The following is an 18,793-nucleotide window of genomic DNA, read 5'->3' on the forward strand; positions in this document are numbered from 1 at the left end:
TTATTTCATCATGCGGGCATCGGAAAGCGGCCAGTATACAATGCTCGCTTTTCCCACTACTTTTTCCATTGGAATAAAGCCGATATGACGGCTGTCTTTGCTAAAGCGGCGATTGTCGCCCATCACAAATAAATAGCCTTTCGGCACGGTTTTTCTGCCTGTAATCTCCTCTAGCGTAAATGACTCGGTTAATGGCCCGTCGATAAGCTGTTTTTTATATTCATCTAAATACGGCTCTTTATACGCCTTTCCGTTGACGTACAACGTATCGTTTTTATATTCGATACGATCACCTGGCAAGCCGATCACCCGCTTAATATAATCTTTCCCTTCTTCCGCATGAAACACAATAATATCAAAGCGATGCGGTTCACCGATTTTATAAGAAAGCTTGTTGACAATCATCCGATCACGGTCATGAAGGGTCGGCATCATCGACAGTCCATCGACAATAATCGGCGCAAAAACAAAATAGCGGATGCCGCCCGCTAAGAGCACAGCAATCACGATCGCTTTCAGCCATTCCCACGTTTCGCTTTTTTTCTTTTCCATCCTTCTCCCACCTACATTTGATTAGAAAAAAGGAGCTTGAACTTCAAGCTCCTTACTCCATCTTTCCGTGTTTCCATTCGCTTAGCGAATTTCTTTAATACGTGCAGCTTTACCGCGAAGTTGGCGCAAGTAGTAAAGTTTCGCGCGACGCACTTTACCGCGGCGAACAACTTCTAATTTTGCGATTTTTGGCGTGTGCACTGGGAATGTACGCTCTACACCTACGCCGTAAGAAACTTTACGAACCGTAAATGTTTCGCTTACGCCTGCACCGCGGCGCTTAATGACAACGCCTTCGAATACCTGAATCCGTTCACGGTTTCCTTCCACAACTTTTACGTGAACGCGCACTGTGTCACCAGGGCGGAAGTCAGGTAGATCTGTTCGCAATTGTTCTTTTGTGATTTCTTGAATTAAATGATGCATCGTATTCAACTCCTTCCAACAGATGCTCATACCAATGCTTTTCGTCATTGCAGCGGAACATCGTTTTAACGACTTAAGCCTAAGTCACAAAGATTATACTAGCATAAAGGGGTATCGTATGCAATAGTTACCGTTCGTTTTTTTGAAATTCTTCCAGCCATTTTTTTTGCTTGTCCGTTAATTTGCATTGCGCTAGAAGATCAGGTCGGCGCAAAAATGTGCGGCGCAACGATTCTTTTTGCCGCCATTCGTCAATTAAGCGATGATTTCCTGATAAGAGCACTTCCGGCACTTTGAGCCCACGAAAGTCGGCTGGGCGCGTATATTGTGGATATTCCAATAGTCCAGAACTGAACGAATCGTGCACGGAGGAAGCTTCGTTACCTAGCACGCCCGGCAACAGGCGGACGACGCTGTCGACGATGACCATCGCGCCTATTTCTCCGCCAGTTAGCACATAATCACCAATCGAAATTTCATCGGTTACTAAATGTTCGCGAATGCGCTCATCATACCCTTCGTAATGTCCGCAAATGAGAATTAAATGCGATTCTTTTGCAAGCTCTTCCGCTTTTTTTTGCGTGTAACGTTCCCCTTGTGGACAAAGCAAAATGATGCGCGCATTGTTTGCCTGTTTCGTCAAATGGGCGACCGCATCAAAAATCGGTTGCGGCTTTAATACCATGCCTGCACCGCCACCGTACGGATAGTCGTCTACCGTTTGGTGTTTGTTATCGGCAAATTCGCGAAAATTAATGACATTGATCGAAACAGCTTGCTTTTCTTGCGCTTTTTTTAAAATCGATTCATGAAGCACGCCGGTAAACATATTAGGGAATAATGTTAAAATGTCAATTTTCATCAGTCAAGCAGTCCTTCCATCGGGCGAATCGTAATTTGTTTTTCGTTCACATTAACGTCGATGACGACATCAGTAATGTACGGGATTAATGCCTCTTTTCCGTTTTTTCGCTTGACGACCCAGACGTCGTTCGCCCCTGGTGTCAATATTTCTTTGACTTCGCCAATCGTTTCCCCGTCTTCCGTTATGACCGTACAGCCGATAATTTCGTGAAAGTAAAATTCACCTTCGCCAAGTTTACTGAGCTGGCTTTCCGGCACTTTTAATACGCCGCCTTTCAATTTTTCAACGAGGTTAATGTTGTCGTATCCTTCAAATGATAATAAGTCAAACGATTTATGGACGCGGTGGCTTTTTACTTTTACTTCGATTGGTTGTGGAGCGTTGTCCATGAAAATATAGAGCGTATTGCCGATTTTATAGCGTTCATCGGCGAAATCGGTTTTAGAAATGACGCGCACTTCGCCGCGAATGCCGTGCGTATTCACAATTGTGCCGACATGAAACCATTTCATCATTCTCACCTCTTTTTCAGCGAATTTCTTTCACAATGCCGTCTTCGATAACAATGGCGCGCATGTTGACGATGTCGTCCCAGCGGTCGCCGACACGGACATCGACTAACGCTTGTACTTCCCGTTCTTTTAGTTCACTGCCTAACGGTAGGATGTGTAATTGTTCGAGCTGAAAATCCAATAGTTTGATTTTTTCGAGCCGATCGTCGATTTCTTTCGTGAAGTATTGTTTTAAAATCGTCGGCGAATATTTGGCGGATTTTTCGAGGCGCTTTTGTTCAAAACGAAGTTGGTCGCATTCTTGTTGTAGCTTTCGCTTGCGGGCGGAAAATTTTTCGTGCAGCTCTGCGCGGCTTTTTTCGGTTAAAATTTGCTTCACTTCAACGGTTTGGATAATTTTCATGGCGACACCCCTCAAACGGTAATAAAAAAGGGGAGGATTTCCCTCACCCTTTGTCGTTAATTTGCACGATGACGCGCTTCGGCAGATCAGATGCCGCTGCATATACAACCGTTCGAATCGCGTGAATCGTGCGCCCTTGCTTCCCGATTACCTTTCCGATGTCTTCTTCATGAACGGATAACGTATAGGTAATCGTCTGTTCGTCCGCAGTTTCCGTAACAACAACCTCGTCTGGATAATCGACAAGCGCCCGTACAATCGTTTCAATTAGCGGCTTCATTTACATCACGCGCATTATTTGCCGTATTTTAAGTTGTGGAATTTTTCTAAAATTCCTTGTTTCGAAAGCAAGTTGCGAACCGTATCCGACGGTTTTGCCCCGTTTTGTAGCCATTTTAATGCTAATTCTTCGTTGATTTTCACTTCAGCTGGCTCCGCTACTGGGTTGTACGTACCGATTGTTTCAATAAAGCGGCCGTCGCGCGGTGAACGAGAGTCCGCTACTACAATACGATAGAAAGGTGATTTTTTCGCACCCATGCGTTTCAAACGAATTTTTACTGCCATTTTTTCTAGCACCTCCGTAAATAGTTCACACAAGATAGTATATTAGCAATAATCGTGTAGTTTGTAAAGTGTTTTTTCTTAACACATTATTCCCTACATAAACGGGAATTTAAACCCTTTTTTCTTTCCTTTTGTCATCGTCGTCATCATTTTCATCATTTTTTTCATTTCTTCAAATTGCTTTAATAACCGGTTCACTTCTTGAACCGATGTGCCGCTTCCTTTAGCGATGCGCTTTTTGCGGCTAGCGTTAATAATTTCTGGGTTGGCTTTTTCTTCTTTTGTCATCGAGCGAATAATGGCTTCGACGTGCGCAATTTGTTTTTCATCGATTTGGATATTGTTTAAGCCTTTGATTTTATTGGCACCAGGAAGCATTTTCAAAATTTCATCGAGCGGCCCCATTTTGCGCACTTGTCCGAGCTGTTCGAGGAAGTCATCGAACGTAAACGACATCGTGCGCATTTTTTGCTCAAGCTCTTTCGCTTTTTCTTCATCGACCGCCGCTTGTGCTTTTTCGATGAGCGTAAGCACATCCCCCATGCCTAAAATGCGGGAAGCCATCCGCTCCGGATGAAACGGCTCAAGGGCATCCATTTTTTCGCCCATCCCGACGAATTTAATCGGCGTGTTTGTGACCGCTTTAATCGATAGCGCTGCCCCACCGCGCGTATCGCCGTCCAGTTTCGTTAAAATGACACCGGTTAACCCAAGCTGCTCGTTAAAGCTTTGCGCGACATTGACAGCATCTTGTCCGGTCATCGCGTCGACGACGAGAAAAATTTCATCCGGTTTCGTCAGTTCTTTTATTTGCTTTAATTCGTCCATTAGCGCTTCATCAATATGAAGCCGCCCAGCGGTGTCGATGATGACGTAGTCGTGATGGTCTTCTTTCGCTTTTGCAATCGCTTGTTTGGCGATTTCGACTGGGCTGACTTGATCGCCGAGGGAAAATACCGGAATGTTCAGCTGTTTGCCGAGCGTTTCGAGCTGTTTGATGGCGGCCGGACGGTAAATGTCGGCGGCGACTAACAGCGGCTTCCGGTTATATTTTTTGCGCAATAAGTTCGCTAATTTTCCCGTCGTCGTCGTTTTTCCGGCCCCTTGCAAACCGACCATCATAATGACGGTTGGCGGGCGAGTAGCGACAGCAATTTTGCTTTGTTCTCCGCCCATGAGCGCCGTTAGTTCTTCTTTGACGACTTTAATGACTTGTTGGCCTGGCGTTAAGCTTTTTAGCACTTCTTGGCCAACCGCGCGCTCGCTGACGCGTTTAATAAAGTCTTTAACGACTTTAAAGTTTACGTCCGCTTCTAAAAGCGCAAGCCGGACTTCGCGCATCATTTCTTTCACATCGGCTTCCGTCACTTTTCCTTTGCCGCGGATTTTGTTCATCACGCTTTGCAGACGGTCGGCTAATCCTTCAAATGCCATACGTTACCGCCTCCTACTCTAGTTTCTCCAACGCTTCAATCGTTTCCCATAGTTTGTCGTCGGCATATTGTTTCGCTATTTCCTTCAGCCGCTTGATTAGCTGTTGCCGTGCTTGAAACTTTTGGAACAATGCGAGTTTTTCTTCGTATTCCTCAAGCATCGCTTCCGTTCGTTTAATGTTATCGTAAACGGCTTGCCGGCTGACTTCGTACTCTTCTGCAATTTCGCCGAGGGAGTAATCGTCTAAATAATAAAGCGACATATAGCTTCGTTGCTTCGGGGTTAACAACGACTGGTAAAAATCGTACAAATAGTTCATTCGCGTTGTTTTCTCAAGCATCGAACTCCCTCCCCGTTTGTTAAGTAAAATACCTTTACAAACATTTAGTGTACCGTCTTTTCCTCAAGGTGTCAAGGGTTGGGGCTTAATCCTTCTTATTTTCTTCATCATCCTGATCCAAGCATGTCCGGAGAGGCGAATGCACGTAGTTTCCTTCTCGGTGAATCGATGAAAAAATGGCAAAAATGGTGTGGTCGTTTAAAAGCAGCCGTCCTTCTCTACGGTCGTCTTGCAGAAGGTTCGTCATCTTCACCAAATAGAAAAACAGCACCGCTTTTGTACGCCGACAATGGCTTTCTCGTTTTCACCGTCACCGAAACGCCCGTCGCAATCTCCTCCGGTTTCAGCTGTTTGCCAGTGAAACTGCGAATAACCGTATGGGAATCAATCGATATTTTGTAAAAATAACCGACGTCTATTTTTTGTTTCTCTAATTTAGATGACTGAGACCAATCGACCCATATTTCCTTCTCGGTCGCCCTAATGACTTCGCCTCTAATCGTGTCCGATTTTGCTTGGCATCCCGAAATACCAGACCACACTCCCAATAGAACCGCTAAAACAAGCAAAAAAGGTCTCATCGCATTTTGATCTCCATTTGCCCGTTGTTTTGTCTTTTAATGAACGTTTCTTTATTCTTCCAATAAATCCGCAAACAGTCCGTAGACGTATTGTTCTGGGTCGAAGGCTTGCAAGTCGTCCATTTTTTCGCCGAGGCCGACGAATTTGACTGGAATGTTCAGTTCATTGCGGATCGCTAAGACGATGCCGCCTTTGGCAGTGCCGTCAAGTTTCGTGAGCACGATGCCGGTCACGTTCGTCGCTTCTTTAAAAATTTTCGCTTGGCTCATCGCGTTTTGTCCAGTCGTCGCATCGAGTACGAGCAACACTTCGTGCGGCGCTCCCGGAATTTCGCGCTCAATGACGCGTTTCACTTTTTCTAACTCTTTCATTAAGTTTACTTTATTTTGCAAACGACCAGCCGTATCGCATAGCAAGACATCGACGTTGCGCGCTTTCGCTGCTTGAATCGCGTCATACATAACGGCCGCTGGGTCAGAACCAGCCGACTGCTTAATGACGTCCACTCCAACGCGCTCGCCCCATACTTCGAGCTGCTCAATCGCCCCAGCGCGGAACGTATCACCAGCCGCTAAGAGTACCGTTTTCCCTTCCAATTTCAACTTATGCGCTAATTTTCCGATCGTCGTCGTTTTCCCGACCCCGTTGACGCCGACAAATAAAATGACCGTCAAGCCGTTTTCTTGCATATTTAACGTAGCCGGCGCGTCATCGCCGCCTTTATAAATGTCGACAAGCTTCTCCGAAATGACCGCCTGCATTTCTTTTGTCTCTTGAATGTTGCGGCGCTTCACTTCCATCTTTAATTCGTCAATTAAATCCATCACCGTCGTCACGCCGACGTCGGCAGCGATTAAAATTTCTTCCAGCTCTTCAAAAAACTCTTCATCGACTTTTCGGTAGCGGGCAATTAAATCATTCACCCGTCCTGCAAACGAATCGCGTGTTTTCGCTAGCCCTTGTTTAAACTTTTCCGTTACCGCATCCGTTTGCTGTGTAATTTTCTCTTTCAGCTTTTTAAAAAAATTCATCGCTTTTCCACCTTTCTTTACGATTTCACAAGCTGCTTTGAATCTTCTAAACGAACGGATACTAATTTCGATACTCCTGACTCTTGCATCGTCACCCCATAGAGCACGTCCGCCTCTTCCATCGTTCCTTTCCGATGGGTAATAACAATAAACTGCGTTTGGCTGCTAAATTGTTTTAAATAGTGGGCGTAACGATGCACGTTCGCTTCATCAAGCGCCGCTTCCACTTCGTCCAATACGCAAAACGGCACCGGCCGCACTTTTAAAATCGAAAACAATAACGCAATCGCCGTCAGCGCCCGCTCGCCGCCTGATAATAAACTTAAATTTTGCAGCTTTTTCCCCGGCGGCTGGGCGACAATTTCCACACCTGTATTTAACAAATCCGTTGGATCGGTCAGCTGCAAATCGGCACGTCCTCCGCCAAATAGTTGCTGGAAGACGTCGCTGAACTGGGAACGAATTTGTTGGAACGTTGCTAAAAACCGTTTTTTCATCTCTTGATCCATCTCGTCAATGACTTGATAAAGCGTTTCTTTCGCTTGCTGTAAATCGCTTTTTTGCGTCGTTAAAAACTGATACCGCTCCGATACACGTTCATATTCGTCAATCGCGCCTAAATTCACCGTTCCGAGCTCTTCGATCGCCCGTTTGATGAGCTTCACTTTTTTCCGCGCTTCAGTAGCCTCGATTTCAAGCGGATATTTTTCTTTTGCCGCTTCAAACGTTAACATATACTCTTCACGCAAGCGCGCCAACAAGTTTTCAAGTTCGACGTCGAGGCGATTCAATTTCACTTCTTCGTCTTTGATCATATCGGTGAGCTGTTTATACTTGCGTTTTTTCTCTTTTAATTCGCGTTCAAGGTTTTCAAGCGTTTGTTGATAGTGTAGGCGCTGTTCGCGGCGGCTGGCAATGAGCTCGACCGTTTCGTTTTTATGCTGCATCTTTTGTTGCCGCAATCGTTCAAGCTGCTCTTCGCCAGAATCGTTTGACTCCATTTCCGCACAGAGCGCGGCCAAATCTTCTTCCGCCGTTTTCCGCTTCATTTCCGTTTCGTTTTGTTCGAGCTTCATTTGCTCGATTTTTTCTTGTAAATGTTTAAACAGCTGCTGCTTTTCGGCAAGGGCGATTTTTTGTTCCGTCATCGCTTGTTGCAACGCTTCTTTTGATTGTTGTTCATCTTGTTTTTGCACCGCGAGTTGTTGCATTTGTTCATCAATTTCCGCGAGCGCTTGCTCCATTTGTCGTAGCTTTTCATCTGCGGCAGCTATTTTTTCTTCGAGCTGCATCTTTTCTTGCTCGTCGTGCGCTTTTTCATGATCGTATAATGCAAGCCGTTCATTCACATTTTTTTCTTGCCATTCGACGTCGCGCCATGCGCTTTTCACTTCTTGCAACACTAAGCGCCATTGTTCGATTTGGTTGCGAAGCTCTGCAATTTCCGCTTCGTGTTCGCTTGCTTCTTGCTTTTTCGCTTGTACGTATTGCTCAAGCTGCGTCGTTTTTTCTTCCATTTCTTGAAGTTTACTCGTAATCGCTTCTAGCTCGCGCGTTCGGCCTAAGAGCGAGTTCGCCTTTTTCGCCACACCGCCACCCGTCATCGCACCGCCTGGGCTGACAACATCTCCTTCAAGCGTCACAAGACGATAGCGGTACTTTAGGAGCCGCGCCAGCTCGTTCGCTCCTTTTAAGTCAGTCGTGACAATGACATGACCGAGCAAATGGGCCATTACCGTTCGATACATCGGGTCATAGGAAATAAGCTCGCTCGCCACCCCAATAAACGCTGGATGGTTCTGCACAAGCGCAAGTTGTTCTTGTGGGATATACTTTCCTTGAATGACGTTGAGCGGCAAAAACGTCGCCCGTCCGTATGCGTTCGTTTTTAAATAATGGATCGCCGCTCGCGCCGCTTCTTCATTCGCGACAACAATATGCTGCATCGCACCGCCAAGCGCTATGTCAAGCGCCGTTTCGTATTCCGTTGGAACAGAAATGAGTTCCACTACCGCCCCATGAATGCCGGAAAGCTGATGGCGCGCTTTTAAAATTTCTTTGACGCCTTGGAAAAAGCCTGCGTAATCATGCTGCATTTCTTCCAACATTTCTTTGCGCGATTTCGTTTGCTGCAAATATTGGTATGCTTGATAAAGCATCGCTTCTTTTTGCTCGATTTCTTGCTTTAGATGCGACAGCTGCTCGAGCTTTTCTTGCAGCATTTGTTCGTGCATCGCGATTTTCTGCTCCGCTTGCTCGTATTGCGCTTTCCATTGCGCCTGTTGCTCTTGCACGCGCTGGCGCTCGAGCAAATATTTTTCGTTCTCTTTCGCAAGCGTTGCCTGTTTCGTTGTTAATTTTTCGAGCTGCGCCTGCAAATGTGAACGGTCGTTTTTTAACGACGCCTGCTCATGAACAAGCTCAATATAATCGCTTTTTAATTTCTCCATTCGTTCTTCGACGCTTACGTCGTACAGCGAAAGTGCTTGCTGCTTTTCTTTCAATTCCGCTTGAATCGCCGCGATTTCGTGTTTTGCTTGCATAAGCGTTTGCTCTTCTTTCGCAAGCGCCTCGATAAGCCGCGCTTGTTTCTCTGTCAAAGAAGCGATCGCCTCTTCTAGCTGTTTTTTATATTGCGCTGCATTTTTTTTCCGTTCTTTTAATACTTCTTTCCGACCTTCTAGCTTTTCGAGTTCTTCGCTTACCGAAAGCAACACTTGCTGTAAGCCGTCAATCGATTCGTCAAGCGCGGTCAATTGATCGCGAAGCTGCTCAACGGACGCCTCTTCTTTTTGCATTGTCGCCGATAACGACATTTCTTCTTGATGATGGGTCGCGACTTGTTCGTTTAACTCTTTCCATTGGCGATGAAGCTCTTCGATTTCATGGGCGATGAGCGCCACTTCAAACTTCTCGAGTTCCTCGCGTTTTTCTAAATAGTCTTTGGCAATCGACGCCTGTATTTTTAGCGGTTCGAGCTGATGCTCTAACTCATGTAAAATATCGTTCACCCGATGCAAGTTATCTTGCGTTTCCAAAAGCTTATGCTCTGCTTTTTTCTTACGAATCTTATATTTTAATACCCCAGCCGCCTCTTCAAAAATCGTGCGCCGTTCTTCGGGCTTACTGCTTAAAATTTCTTCGATGCGCCCTTGGCCGATAATCGAAAACGCTTCCTTCCCTAAACCGGAATCCATAAATAAATCGACGATATCTTTCAACCGGCACGGCTGCTGGTTAATAAAAAATTCGCTTTCTCCCGAACGATACACGCGCCGTGTGACACTTACTTCTTGGTAGTCAAGCGGCAAAAATTGGTCTTCGTTATCGAGCGTCAACGTCACTTCGGCAATGTTGAGCGGCTTGCGCGAATCGCTTCCGGCAAAAATAATGTCTTCCATCTTCGCACCGCGAAGCGATTTCGCCGACTGCTCGCCTAGCACCCAACGGATGGCATCGGTAATATTGCTTTTGCCGCTACCATTTGGACCGACGACAGCCGTCACCCCTGGAACAAACTCGATCGATACCCGATCAGCAAAAGATTTAAATCCGATAATATCTAATCGTTTGAGGAACATATGCGTACCCCGCCTCGCTATCTTTCATCTAAAATCCCCACTATTGTACCATAATTGCTTATTCAAACATAGAGCGGACAAAAGGGCTGACTATGTTTCGCTAAGCCAGCCCTTTATGAGAAAAAGTTGCTTTATTCAGTCGCCAACGCTTTTAACTTTTCTAACGCCATTTGCGCTGCTTTTTGCTCCGCTTCTTTTTTCGATCTCCCGACACCGACGCCAAACTCTTCGCCGTTTAGCGACACGCGGGAAACGAACTCTTTATTGTGCGCAGGCCCTTTTTCTTGCAAAATCGTATACTCGATGACACCGCTACCATCGCGCTGCACAAGCTCTTGCAGTTGGCTTTTATAATCCATCACATGAGAAAAAGCACCTTCACGAATTTTTGGAAAGATCGTTTGCTCCAAAAATCGAATGACCGCATCCATCCCTTGATCTAAATAAAGCGCGCCAATAAACGCTTCAAACACGTCCGCTAAAAGCGATGGCCGCATGCGCCCACCCGTCATTTCTTCTCCTTTTCCGAGCAACACAAGCTGGCCGAACGCAAGGTCATTGGCAAATTTCACAAGCGACGGCTCGCACACAATCGCCGCCCGCAACTTCGTCAATTCCCCTTCGCTCATATGCGGAAAATGTTGAAATAAATATTGAGAGATGGTTAACTCTAGCACAGCGTCGCCTAAAAATTCAAGGCGTTCATTATCTTCTTGCGGTCGTTTGCGATGCTCATTCACATACGATGAATGGGTAAACGCTTGAATTAACAGTTTTTCGTTTCGGAAAAAAATTCCGATTTTCTCTTGCAATTGTTGAAATTTCCCTTTCCTTTTTTCATTCGTACGCTGTTCTTTCTCTTTCTGTTTCGACATAAATAAGGACCTCCGGACTTCATTCCATCATCTGCTCGCTGAACCGATCGCCCAAGTGGATCAATGAAAAAGCATAGAAAGCCCCGTTTATGCAACGGGACTTTTCCTAGTTATTCATTACATGCGGCTTTTTATGTAGTTCACAGCGTCTCCAACTGTGACAATTTTCTCTGCTTCCTCATCGGAAATTTCCATGTCAAACTCATCTTCTAATTCCATGACAAGTTCTACTACGTCTAAAGAATCCGCGCCTAAATCTTCTTTAAACGAAGCTTCTAGCGTCACTTGCGACTCCTCTACGCCTAGACGGTCTACGATAATTTTCGTTACGCGCTCTAATACGTCTGCCATAATTACATTCACCTCCTCTCATGATTATAGTCAATTTCTTGCCAAAATACTAGCGTGAATTTACATGACCATTCCGCCATCGACATGAATTGTTTGGCCGGTAATGTAATTGGCAGCGTCCGATACTAAAAAGGAAACGACTTTCGCAATATCATCCGGCTCCCCGAAACGAGCGAGCGGAATTTGTTTTAACATTTCCGTCCGAACGTCTTCGCTGAGGCGGTCGGTCATATCAGTCGTAATAAAGCCTGGCGCAATCGCATTCACCGTAATATTGCGGCTCGCAAGCTCTCGTGCGGCTGTTTTCGTAAAACCAATGACGCCCGCTTTCGCCGCGACGTAGTTTGCTTGCCCTGGATTGCCACTAACACCGACGATCGAAGCGATATTGACGATGCGGCCGTATCGCTGCTTCATCATCGGGCGGGTCACCGCCTTTGTGCAATGGAACACTCCTTTTAAATTCGTGTTAATCACGTCATCCCATTCTTCTTCTTTCATACGCATCAGTAAATTATCGCGCGTAATGCCGGCGTTGTTGACTAAAATGTCGATGCGGCCAAAGCGTTCGACCACTTCTTTTACCATTTGCTCTACCGCTTCGCCGTTGGCGACGTCCGCTTGCACCGCAAACGCTTCTCCGCCCATCTTCTCAATTTCTTCTACTACTTCTTTCGCTTTCGCTTCGCTGCCAGCATAGTTGACGGCTACTTTTGCCCCTTGGCGCGCAAGTTCTAACGCAATCGCTCTGCCAATGCCGCGCGACGCCCCTGTAACAAGTGCGACTTTTCCTTGCAACATGTTTATTCTCCTTTCAATTCCGCAATGGTTGCTTCGAGGGAAGCAAGATCATAAATCGAATACACGTTGACATTGCGGTTAATTTTTTTCACAAGCCCTGACAATACTTTGCCCGGTCCAATTTCTACGAACGTATCGACACCTAATTCGATCATTTTGACGACGGATTGTTCCCAACGAACGGGCGAATAGAGTTGTTCAATTAACAATCGCTGAATCGTTTCCTTCTCCGTCATCGGCTCTGCTGTCACGTTAGCGATGACTGGAACCTCTGCGTTATCGATCGAAATGGACGATAGTACATCCGCTAACTTCCCAGCGGCCGGCTTCATGAGCACCGAATGGAACGGACCGCTCACATCAAGCGGAATCACACGTTTCGCCCCTTTTTCTTTCGCTAGCTGCGCTGCACGTTCCACACCTGCTTTGGAACCGGAAATGACGATTTGCCCAGGACAGTTTAAATTGGCTAGTTGCACAGGTGCGCCGTCATTCGTCACTTGCTCCGTAATCGCTTCAAGTTCCTCTGCTGCCATTCCAAGGACGGCCGCCATCGTTCCTTCCCCAGCAGGCACCGCTTCTTCCATAAATTCACCGCGCTTTCGTACCGCATACACAGCATCCACAAATGAAATAGCCCCCGCTGCTACAAGCGCCGTATATTCGCCTAAGCTATGGCCAGCGACATAATCAGGCGTAATCCGTGCTTCTTTCACTTTTTCCAACAACGCAACGCTCGTCGTTAGCAACGCTGGCTGGGCGTTGTATGTCAACGTCAACGTTTCTTGCGGCCCTTCAAAAATAATGGACGAAAGCGAAAAGCCGAGCCGTTCATCTGCTGTTTGAAAAATCGCCGCTGTTTTTTCATCTTGTGCCGCTAATTCTTTTCCCATTCCGACCGTTTGCGAACCTTGCCCTGGAAACATAAATGCTAATTTGCCCATGCTACTTCCCTTCCTTTTGCATCTGTTCAAGTTCTTCTTTGATCGTCCCCACCATATCGTGCAGCACCATTTCCCGCGCTTGGCGAACCGCGTGGAAAATGGCATTCGCATCTGACGAACCGTGCGCTTTAATCACCGGAGCGTTTAATCCAAATAAAGCAGCACCACCGTATTCCGAGTAATCCATTTTCTTTTTAATGTGTAGTAGTTTCGGCTTAAGCACCGCTGCCGCAAGTTTGCTAGAAAAGCTGCTCGTGAGCGCCTCTTTTAACATCGAAAACATCGAAATAGCGGTTCCTTCGATCGTCTTTAAGGCAACATTCCCAGTGAAACCATCCGTCACAACGACATCAGCGACCCCTTCTAGTAAATCGCGCGCTTCGACGTTGCCGACAAAATGGACATTGGCGGACTGAATGAGTTGAAACGCCCGCTTCGCTAAGTCATTTCCTTTTTGGTCTTCTGTTCCAACGTTTAATAGTCCGACACGCGGCTTGGCAATTCCACGCGCTTTTTTCGCATAAATCGAACCCATTAACGCATATTGCAACAAATGCTCTGGGCGAGCATCGACATTGGCACCGACATCTAAAAAGACAAACCCTTTCCCGTCAAGCGTCGGCAACGTTGGCGCTAAAGCAGGGCGTTCAATTCCTTCGATTCGGCCGACGATAAATAAACCTGCCGCCATCAGTGCCCCTGTATTCCCTGCCGAGATGCAGGCATCCGCACGCCCTTGCTTCACTTCCTCTGCCATCAACACCATCGACGCTTGCTTTTTCCGGCGGACGGCCCGCACTGGTTCGTCTGTTGCTTCGATGACTTCCTCTGTATGAACGAGTTGAATTCGGGCGGTTTCCGGAAGAAATGAACGAATCTTTTCTTCCTTCCCGAAAAGTGTAATTTCGATATCAGAAAAATGTTGGACAGCTTTTAGCGCCCCGAGAACGATTTCTTTCGGAGCATGGTCTCCACCCATAGCATCAATTGCGATTCTCATCGTTGACTCCATCCTTTTTTGCGATGTTCGATCGATACATTTCAAATTCTCCGGAAAAGACAAGCTCCTGCCCGACGTAACTGTTCACTTCGACAATCGTCCGGCCGGCTTCGTTAACTCCTTTTACTTTTGCTTTTGCCACTACACGTTCATTTTCTTTTACTTGCCGCGTAAAGCGAAGATTCGCTTTCGCTGTCAACGCCAATTCATCGTTGATGACGGCAACGGCGAGCGAATTCGCTTGCGCAAATAGATGGTGGCCGCGCGCGATTTGGTTTCGTTTAAACACATGTTCTTTTTTGACATCAAAAATGGAAATCGCGCTTTGATCCGGCTCAATATCGATCATTTCTCCGATCACTTCGTCAATCGGAAGCGATTTGACTTTATCGGCAAACGATTTTTCCGCCACATGTTTAATGCGTTCACGCAATTCTGGAATCGATAATTCTAACCGATCAAGACGAATCGTTTGAATGCTGACGGAAAATTTTTCGGCTAACTCTTCGTCCGTAATAAACGGATTTTCTTCAATCGTTTCTTTCAGCATTCGTTGACGTTCCCGCTTCGTTCTTCGCATGATGTATACACCGTCCACTTCTATGACTAGGTACTAATAGTAGTATATAATCAAAAAAAACAGATTGCAAGAATAAGTTTGCAACCTGTACCGACTAATCTAGTTTTTCACCGTTAAGCACGCCTGATTGTTCCAAATAGCGGCGCAGCGGACGATACGCCTCCTCATGCCAAAAGGCGCGGGACTCTATCAGTTTGGCAGCATCGCTTCGCGCCACTTCAAGAATGCGGTAGTCGTGCACGACGTCTCCTAACTTGAACTCCGGCATCCCGCTTTGTTTCGTACCGAAAAAATCACCAGGACCGCGAAGTTCTAAATCTTTTTCCGACAATAAAAAACCATCGTTTGTTTCGGTCATAATGCGCATCCGTTCTTTCCCCGTTTCCGATTTCGGGTCGGCGACGAGAATACAGTATGATTGTTCGCTGCCGCGGCCGACGCGCCCCCGTAACTGATGAAGTTGCGCCAGGCCAAAACGTTCAGCGTCATAAATGACCATCACTGTCGCGTTCGGAACATTTACGCCGACTTCGACGACCGTCGTCGAAACTAAAATGTGGACGTCGTTGCGGCTGAACGCTTTCATTACTTCCTCTTTTTCTTCTGCAGAAAGCCGACCGTGCATCAGCCCGATCCGGTATTTCCCACGGTAATGATGAACGAGCATGCTATGGACATCGATCGCATTTTGCACATCCAATTTTTCCGACTCTTCGATTAACGGACAAATGACGTATGCTTGCCGCCCTTTTTGCACTTCTTTCTCTATAAAATCCAACACCCGCTCGAGCATATGATGTTTCACCCAGTACGTTTCAATTTTTTTTCGTCCCGCCGGCATTTCATCAATAATTGAAACATCCATCTCGCCAAAGGCGGTAATCGCTAACGTCCTTGGGATCGGGGTCGCTGTCATAAACAACACGTCCGGCGACTCCCCTTTTTCTCGTAAAATGCGCCGTTGCTCGACGCCGAAGCGGTGCTGTTCGTCGGTAATGACTAAGCCTAGCCGATGAAAATTCACTTCTTCTTGAATAAGGGCGTGAGTGCCGATCACAAGATCAATCTGCCCTTCCGCAAGCTTTTCGAGCAATTCTTTTCGCCGCTTTCCTTTTACCGAGCTCGTTAACAGTTCTACCGATACGCCCACCGGCTCTAACAGCTGGCGAAGCGAGTGTGCGTGCTGTTCCGCTAAAATTTCCGTCGGCACCATAAGCGCCCCTTGATAGCCAGACAAAACCGTCGCATATAAAGCGATCGCAGCAACGACTGTTTTTCCGGAGCCGACGTCTCCTTGCAAAAGCCGATTCATTCGGTACGGTGCTCGCATATCGTTTATAATTTCGCGAACGACCCGTTGCTGAGCGCCAGTCAACGGAAACGGGAGTTGCTCGATAAACTGCTTCCATTTTTCTAGCGGAAAGTCATGGGCGATTCCTTGCGAATGTTCGCGCTGAATTTTGCGCAGTGCGTACATCTTTAATTGAAACAATAAAAACTCTTCGTAGACGAGGCGCCGCCGCGCTTGCTTTAATGCTTCATGGGAGGATGGAAAATGAATGGCCAACAGCGCTTCTTTTTTCGTCCATAAACGATACGCCTGCATAAGCGACGGTGGAAGTGTCTCTTCGATTGCCGCGCCAAATTGGTCTAACGCCAATTTCATAAACCGCCGCATCCCTTTGACGGTGAGCGCCCCTCTCGTCGAGTAGACCGGCTCTAATTCTCGGATTTGCGTAACCGCCCCGAATTTCACTTCCATCGCCGTAATCGTTTGGCGATGCTGGTCCCATTTCCCGACAACCGTCACCGTTTCGTTGATCGCTAGCTTCGTTTTTAAATACGGCCGGTTAAAGCAAACGACCGTAATTAAATAACGGCCGACGAGCAGACGAAACGTTAAGCGCGATTTTTTGCGGGCATAATAGGTAAGAGAAGGCTCGCTATGAACCTTCCCCTCGACCGTTACTTTTTCATCATGCTTGACATCCGCTAAATCGCGAATTTCATAGTCTTCATAACGAAACGGAAAATGCGTGAGCAAATCTCCGATCGTTTCAATGCCCATCTCGCGAAATGCTTCGCTCGTTTCTTCTCCGATTCCTTTAATTTGTGTGACTGGTTGTTGCCATACGTTATTCACGGTTCATCTGTGAAACGCCGAAAATTTTCGCCGCTAATGCGCGACCTGTCGGCGTTGCCGCTAACCCCCCTTGTGCAGTTTCTTTTAAAGCTGTCGGCATCGTTTCGCCGATGCGATACATCGCTTCGATCACTTCGTCGCACGGAATGCGGCTTTTAATGCCGGCGAGCGCCATATCCGCTGCCACCATCGCATTGGCGGCGCCCATCGCATTGCGTTTGACACACGGTACTTCCACTAATCCCGCTACCGGATCACATACTAATCCTAACATATTTTTTAACGCAATGGCCATCGCTTCAGCTGCTTGGCTCGGCGTTCCACCCGCCATTTCCACAAGCGCCGCTGCCGCCATGCCCGTCGCCGATCCGACTTCCGCCTGACAGCCGCCCGCTGCACCTGAAATGGAGGCGTTGTTGGCGACTACAAAACCAAATGCACCGGCGGTAAATAAAAATTCCACCATTTGTTCCCGCGTCGGTTGCAACTTCTTTTTCACCGCAAACAACGTTCCTGGTACGACGCCGGCAGACCCAGCAGTCGGTGTTGCGCAAATTGTCCCCATCGCCGCATTTACTTCATTCGTTGCGACCGCTTTACTTACCGCGTCTAAAATCGTTTCTCCTGATAAAAACCGTCCTTGTCGAATATAGTTTTGCAATAAAACGGCATCGCCGCCGGTTAAGCCTGAGTGAGAGGAAACGCCGGCCAAACCTTTCATCACCGCTTGTTCCATCACTTGCAAATTTTTATCCATTTGCGCAAAAATTTCTTCCCGGCTTTTTCCTGTCACTTCGATTTCTTGCCGAATCATCACTTCGGCAATTTTGATTTGTTGGCTCTCCGCCAACTCCACTAATTCCGCCACATTTCGAAACATCTCAGTTGCCACCCCTTTGCGTCTGTAAACGCTTTCTTATCCTTAGTCAACAATTTTCGTCACTTGAATAATATGTGGAAGCTGCTCTAATTCTTTGACGATCGCCTCATCAATCGGTTGGTCGACTTCGATCGTCATGAGCGCTTCTTTTCCTTTTTCTTTCCGTGACACTTCCATGTGACCGATATTAATCGCGTATTTGGCTAGGACGTTCGCCACAGAAGCGATCGTGCCATAGCGGTCGTTGTGCATAATGAGAAGTGCCGGATGATGCCCAGATAGCTTCAGTTCGAATCCATTTAATTCGGTAATTTCAATTTTTCCGCCGCCGATAGAAACCCCAACAAGTTCCAATTCTCCATTTTCGTCGCCGATGCGAATTCTCGCCGTATTCGGATGATTCGGCACGGCTTCTTCTTCATAAAATGCGATTTTCATCCCTTCTTGTTCTGCAATGTGAAGCGATGATTTAATGCGTTCATCAAATGTATCGAAATCTAACAAGCCGCCGACTATGGCGACATCGGTTCCATGCCCTTTATACGTTTGCGCAAACGATCCGTAAAAGGAAATGTGCGCCCATTTCGGTTTTCTGCCAAATAAGCTGCGAGCGATCCTGCCAATTCTCGCCGCTCCTGCCGTATGCGAGCTTGATGGCCCAATCATAATCGGACCGATAATATCAAATACGCTTTTATACTTCATGATGCTCTCTCCCTTTAGCCCCAATTAAGAAAAGCGCAAAGCGCCTGCCTATCGGCGAAGGTCGCACAAGTCCCGCTGAGGAGGCTTAGCCGCCGAAAGAAGGTGCGGAGCGATTCGAGCCGATGGCGCTTTAAGCTAGACATCTCTTCAAAATTTAACACTTTTTTATCATATAAAATAGAAGGGGAACTCCCCTTCTACTATTCTAACATATTATTCAA

At 46.8% G+C, this 18,793-nt stretch carries 21 protein-coding genes; all 21 read right to left on the minus strand.

All coding sequences use genetic code 11. From position 1 onward, the window contains the following. Positions 1 to 552 (minus strand): signal peptidase I, encoded by a 552-nt coding sequence (lepB, locus tag M4I42_RS07005; protein ID WP_268851497.1) that lies wholly within the window; start codon positions 550 to 552, stop codon positions 1 to 3. Between the two features lie 81 nt (positions 553 to 633). Beyond that, positions 634 to 978, minus strand: a complete 345-nt coding sequence (gene rplS, locus M4I42_RS07010) for a 50S ribosomal protein L19 (RefSeq protein ID WP_066323742.1) — start codon at positions 976 to 978, stop codon at positions 634 to 636. Positions 979 to 1,105: 127 nt separating this feature from the next. After that, positions 1,106 to 1,840, minus strand: a complete 735-nt coding sequence (gene trmD / locus M4I42_RS07015) for a tRNA (guanosine(37)-N1)-methyltransferase TrmD (RefSeq protein WP_268851498.1) — start codon at positions 1,838 to 1,840, stop codon at positions 1,106 to 1,108. Further along, complete coding sequence (gene rimM, locus M4I42_RS07020) at positions 1,840 to 2,358, minus strand: ribosome maturation factor RimM (protein WP_268851499.1); 519 nt, start codon at positions 2,356 to 2,358, stop codon at positions 1,840 to 1,842. The genes trmD and rimM overlap by 1 nt, the downstream gene beginning before the upstream one ends. Before the next feature lie 13 nt (positions 2,359 to 2,371). Continuing rightward, entirely contained in the window at positions 2,372 to 2,758 is a 387-nt protein-coding gene (locus tag M4I42_RS07025) for a YlqD family protein (RefSeq protein ID WP_268851500.1), read from the minus strand. Positions 2,759 to 2,801: 43 nt separating this feature from the next. Beyond that, positions 2,802 to 3,038, minus strand: coding sequence for a KH domain-containing protein (locus M4I42_RS07030; protein WP_066323734.1), 237 nt, complete (start codon positions 3,036 to 3,038; stop codon positions 2,802 to 2,804). Between the two features lie 14 nt (positions 3,039 to 3,052). Further along, entirely contained in the window at positions 3,053 to 3,325 is a 273-nt protein-coding gene (gene rpsP, locus M4I42_RS07035) for a 30S ribosomal protein S16 (RefSeq protein WP_027408160.1), read from the minus strand. Positions 3,326 to 3,418: 93 nt separating this feature from the next. Next, on the minus strand, positions 3,419 to 4,759 hold the full coding sequence (gene ffh, locus M4I42_RS07040; RefSeq protein ID WP_183183048.1) for a signal recognition particle protein: 1,341 nt from the start codon (positions 4,757 to 4,759) through the stop codon (positions 3,419 to 3,421). 13 nt (positions 4,760 to 4,772) lie between these two features. Next, complete coding sequence (locus M4I42_RS07045) at positions 4,773 to 5,099, minus strand: putative DNA-binding protein (RefSeq protein WP_183183047.1); 327 nt, start codon at positions 5,097 to 5,099, stop codon at positions 4,773 to 4,775. 218 nt (positions 5,100 to 5,317) lie between these two features. Then, positions 5,318 to 5,680, minus strand: coding sequence for a hypothetical protein (locus M4I42_RS07050; RefSeq protein WP_268851501.1), 363 nt, complete (start codon positions 5,678 to 5,680; stop codon positions 5,318 to 5,320). Between the two features lie 51 nt (positions 5,681 to 5,731). After that, the gene (gene ftsY / locus M4I42_RS07055) at positions 5,732 to 6,712 is read right to left on the minus strand and encodes a signal recognition particle-docking protein FtsY (protein ID WP_268851502.1); all 981 of its coding nucleotides are present in this window, start codon (positions 6,710 to 6,712) and stop codon (positions 5,732 to 5,734) included. 17 nt (positions 6,713 to 6,729) lie between these two features. Then, positions 6,730 to 10,293: a chromosome segregation protein SMC gene (gene smc, locus M4I42_RS07060; RefSeq protein ID WP_268851503.1), complete on the minus strand. Its 3,564-nt coding sequence runs from the start codon at positions 10,291 to 10,293 to the stop codon at positions 6,730 to 6,732. 131 nt (positions 10,294 to 10,424) lie between these two features. After that, positions 10,425 to 11,168, minus strand: a complete 744-nt coding sequence (rnc, locus tag M4I42_RS07065) for a ribonuclease III (RefSeq protein ID WP_268851504.1) — start codon at positions 11,166 to 11,168, stop codon at positions 10,425 to 10,427. 117 nt (positions 11,169 to 11,285) lie between these two features. Next, a complete protein-coding gene (gene acpP, locus M4I42_RS07070; RefSeq protein WP_066323715.1) occupies positions 11,286 to 11,519 on the minus strand; it encodes an acyl carrier protein in 234 nt (77 codons plus the stop codon). 60 nt (positions 11,520 to 11,579) lie between these two features. Then, positions 11,580 to 12,320 (minus strand): 3-oxoacyl-[acyl-carrier-protein] reductase, encoded by a 741-nt coding sequence (gene fabG, locus M4I42_RS07075; protein WP_268851505.1) that lies wholly within the window; start codon positions 12,318 to 12,320, stop codon positions 11,580 to 11,582. Positions 12,321 to 12,322: 2 nt separating this feature from the next. Further along, the gene (gene fabD / locus M4I42_RS07080) at positions 12,323 to 13,264 is read right to left on the minus strand and encodes an ACP S-malonyltransferase (protein ID WP_268851506.1); all 942 of its coding nucleotides are present in this window, start codon (positions 13,262 to 13,264) and stop codon (positions 12,323 to 12,325) included. Between the two features lies 1 nt (position 13,265). Continuing rightward, positions 13,266 to 14,264, minus strand: a complete 999-nt coding sequence (gene plsX, locus M4I42_RS07085) for a phosphate acyltransferase PlsX (RefSeq protein WP_268851507.1) — start codon at positions 14,262 to 14,264, stop codon at positions 13,266 to 13,268. Then, entirely contained in the window at positions 14,248 to 14,844 is a 597-nt protein-coding gene (gene fapR / locus M4I42_RS07090; RefSeq protein WP_268851508.1) for a transcription factor FapR, read from the minus strand. The genes plsX and fapR overlap by 17 nt, the downstream gene beginning before the upstream one ends. 94 nt (positions 14,845 to 14,938) lie before the next feature. Then, the gene (gene recG / locus M4I42_RS07095; RefSeq protein ID WP_268851509.1) at positions 14,939 to 16,987 is read right to left on the minus strand and encodes an ATP-dependent DNA helicase RecG; all 2,049 of its coding nucleotides are present in this window, start codon (positions 16,985 to 16,987) and stop codon (positions 14,939 to 14,941) included. Continuing rightward, positions 16,980 to 17,867 carry an L-serine ammonia-lyase, iron-sulfur-dependent, subunit alpha gene (sdaAA, locus tag M4I42_RS07100; RefSeq protein WP_268851510.1) on the minus strand — a complete coding sequence of 296 codons (888 nt, stop codon included), beginning with the start codon at positions 17,865 to 17,867 and terminating at the stop codon, positions 16,980 to 16,982. The genes recG and sdaAA overlap by 8 nt, the downstream gene beginning before the upstream one ends. A gap of 42 nt (positions 17,868 to 17,909) precedes the next feature. Further along, positions 17,910 to 18,572, minus strand: a complete 663-nt coding sequence (gene sdaAB / locus M4I42_RS07105; protein ID WP_268851511.1) for an L-serine ammonia-lyase, iron-sulfur-dependent subunit beta — start codon at positions 18,570 to 18,572, stop codon at positions 17,910 to 17,912. Positions 18,573 to 18,793: the final 221 nt, after the last annotated feature.

The organism is Anoxybacillus sp. J5B_2022, from assembly GCF_026847645.1.
GTDB lineage: Bacteria > Bacillota > Bacilli > Bacillales > Anoxybacillaceae > Anoxybacteroides.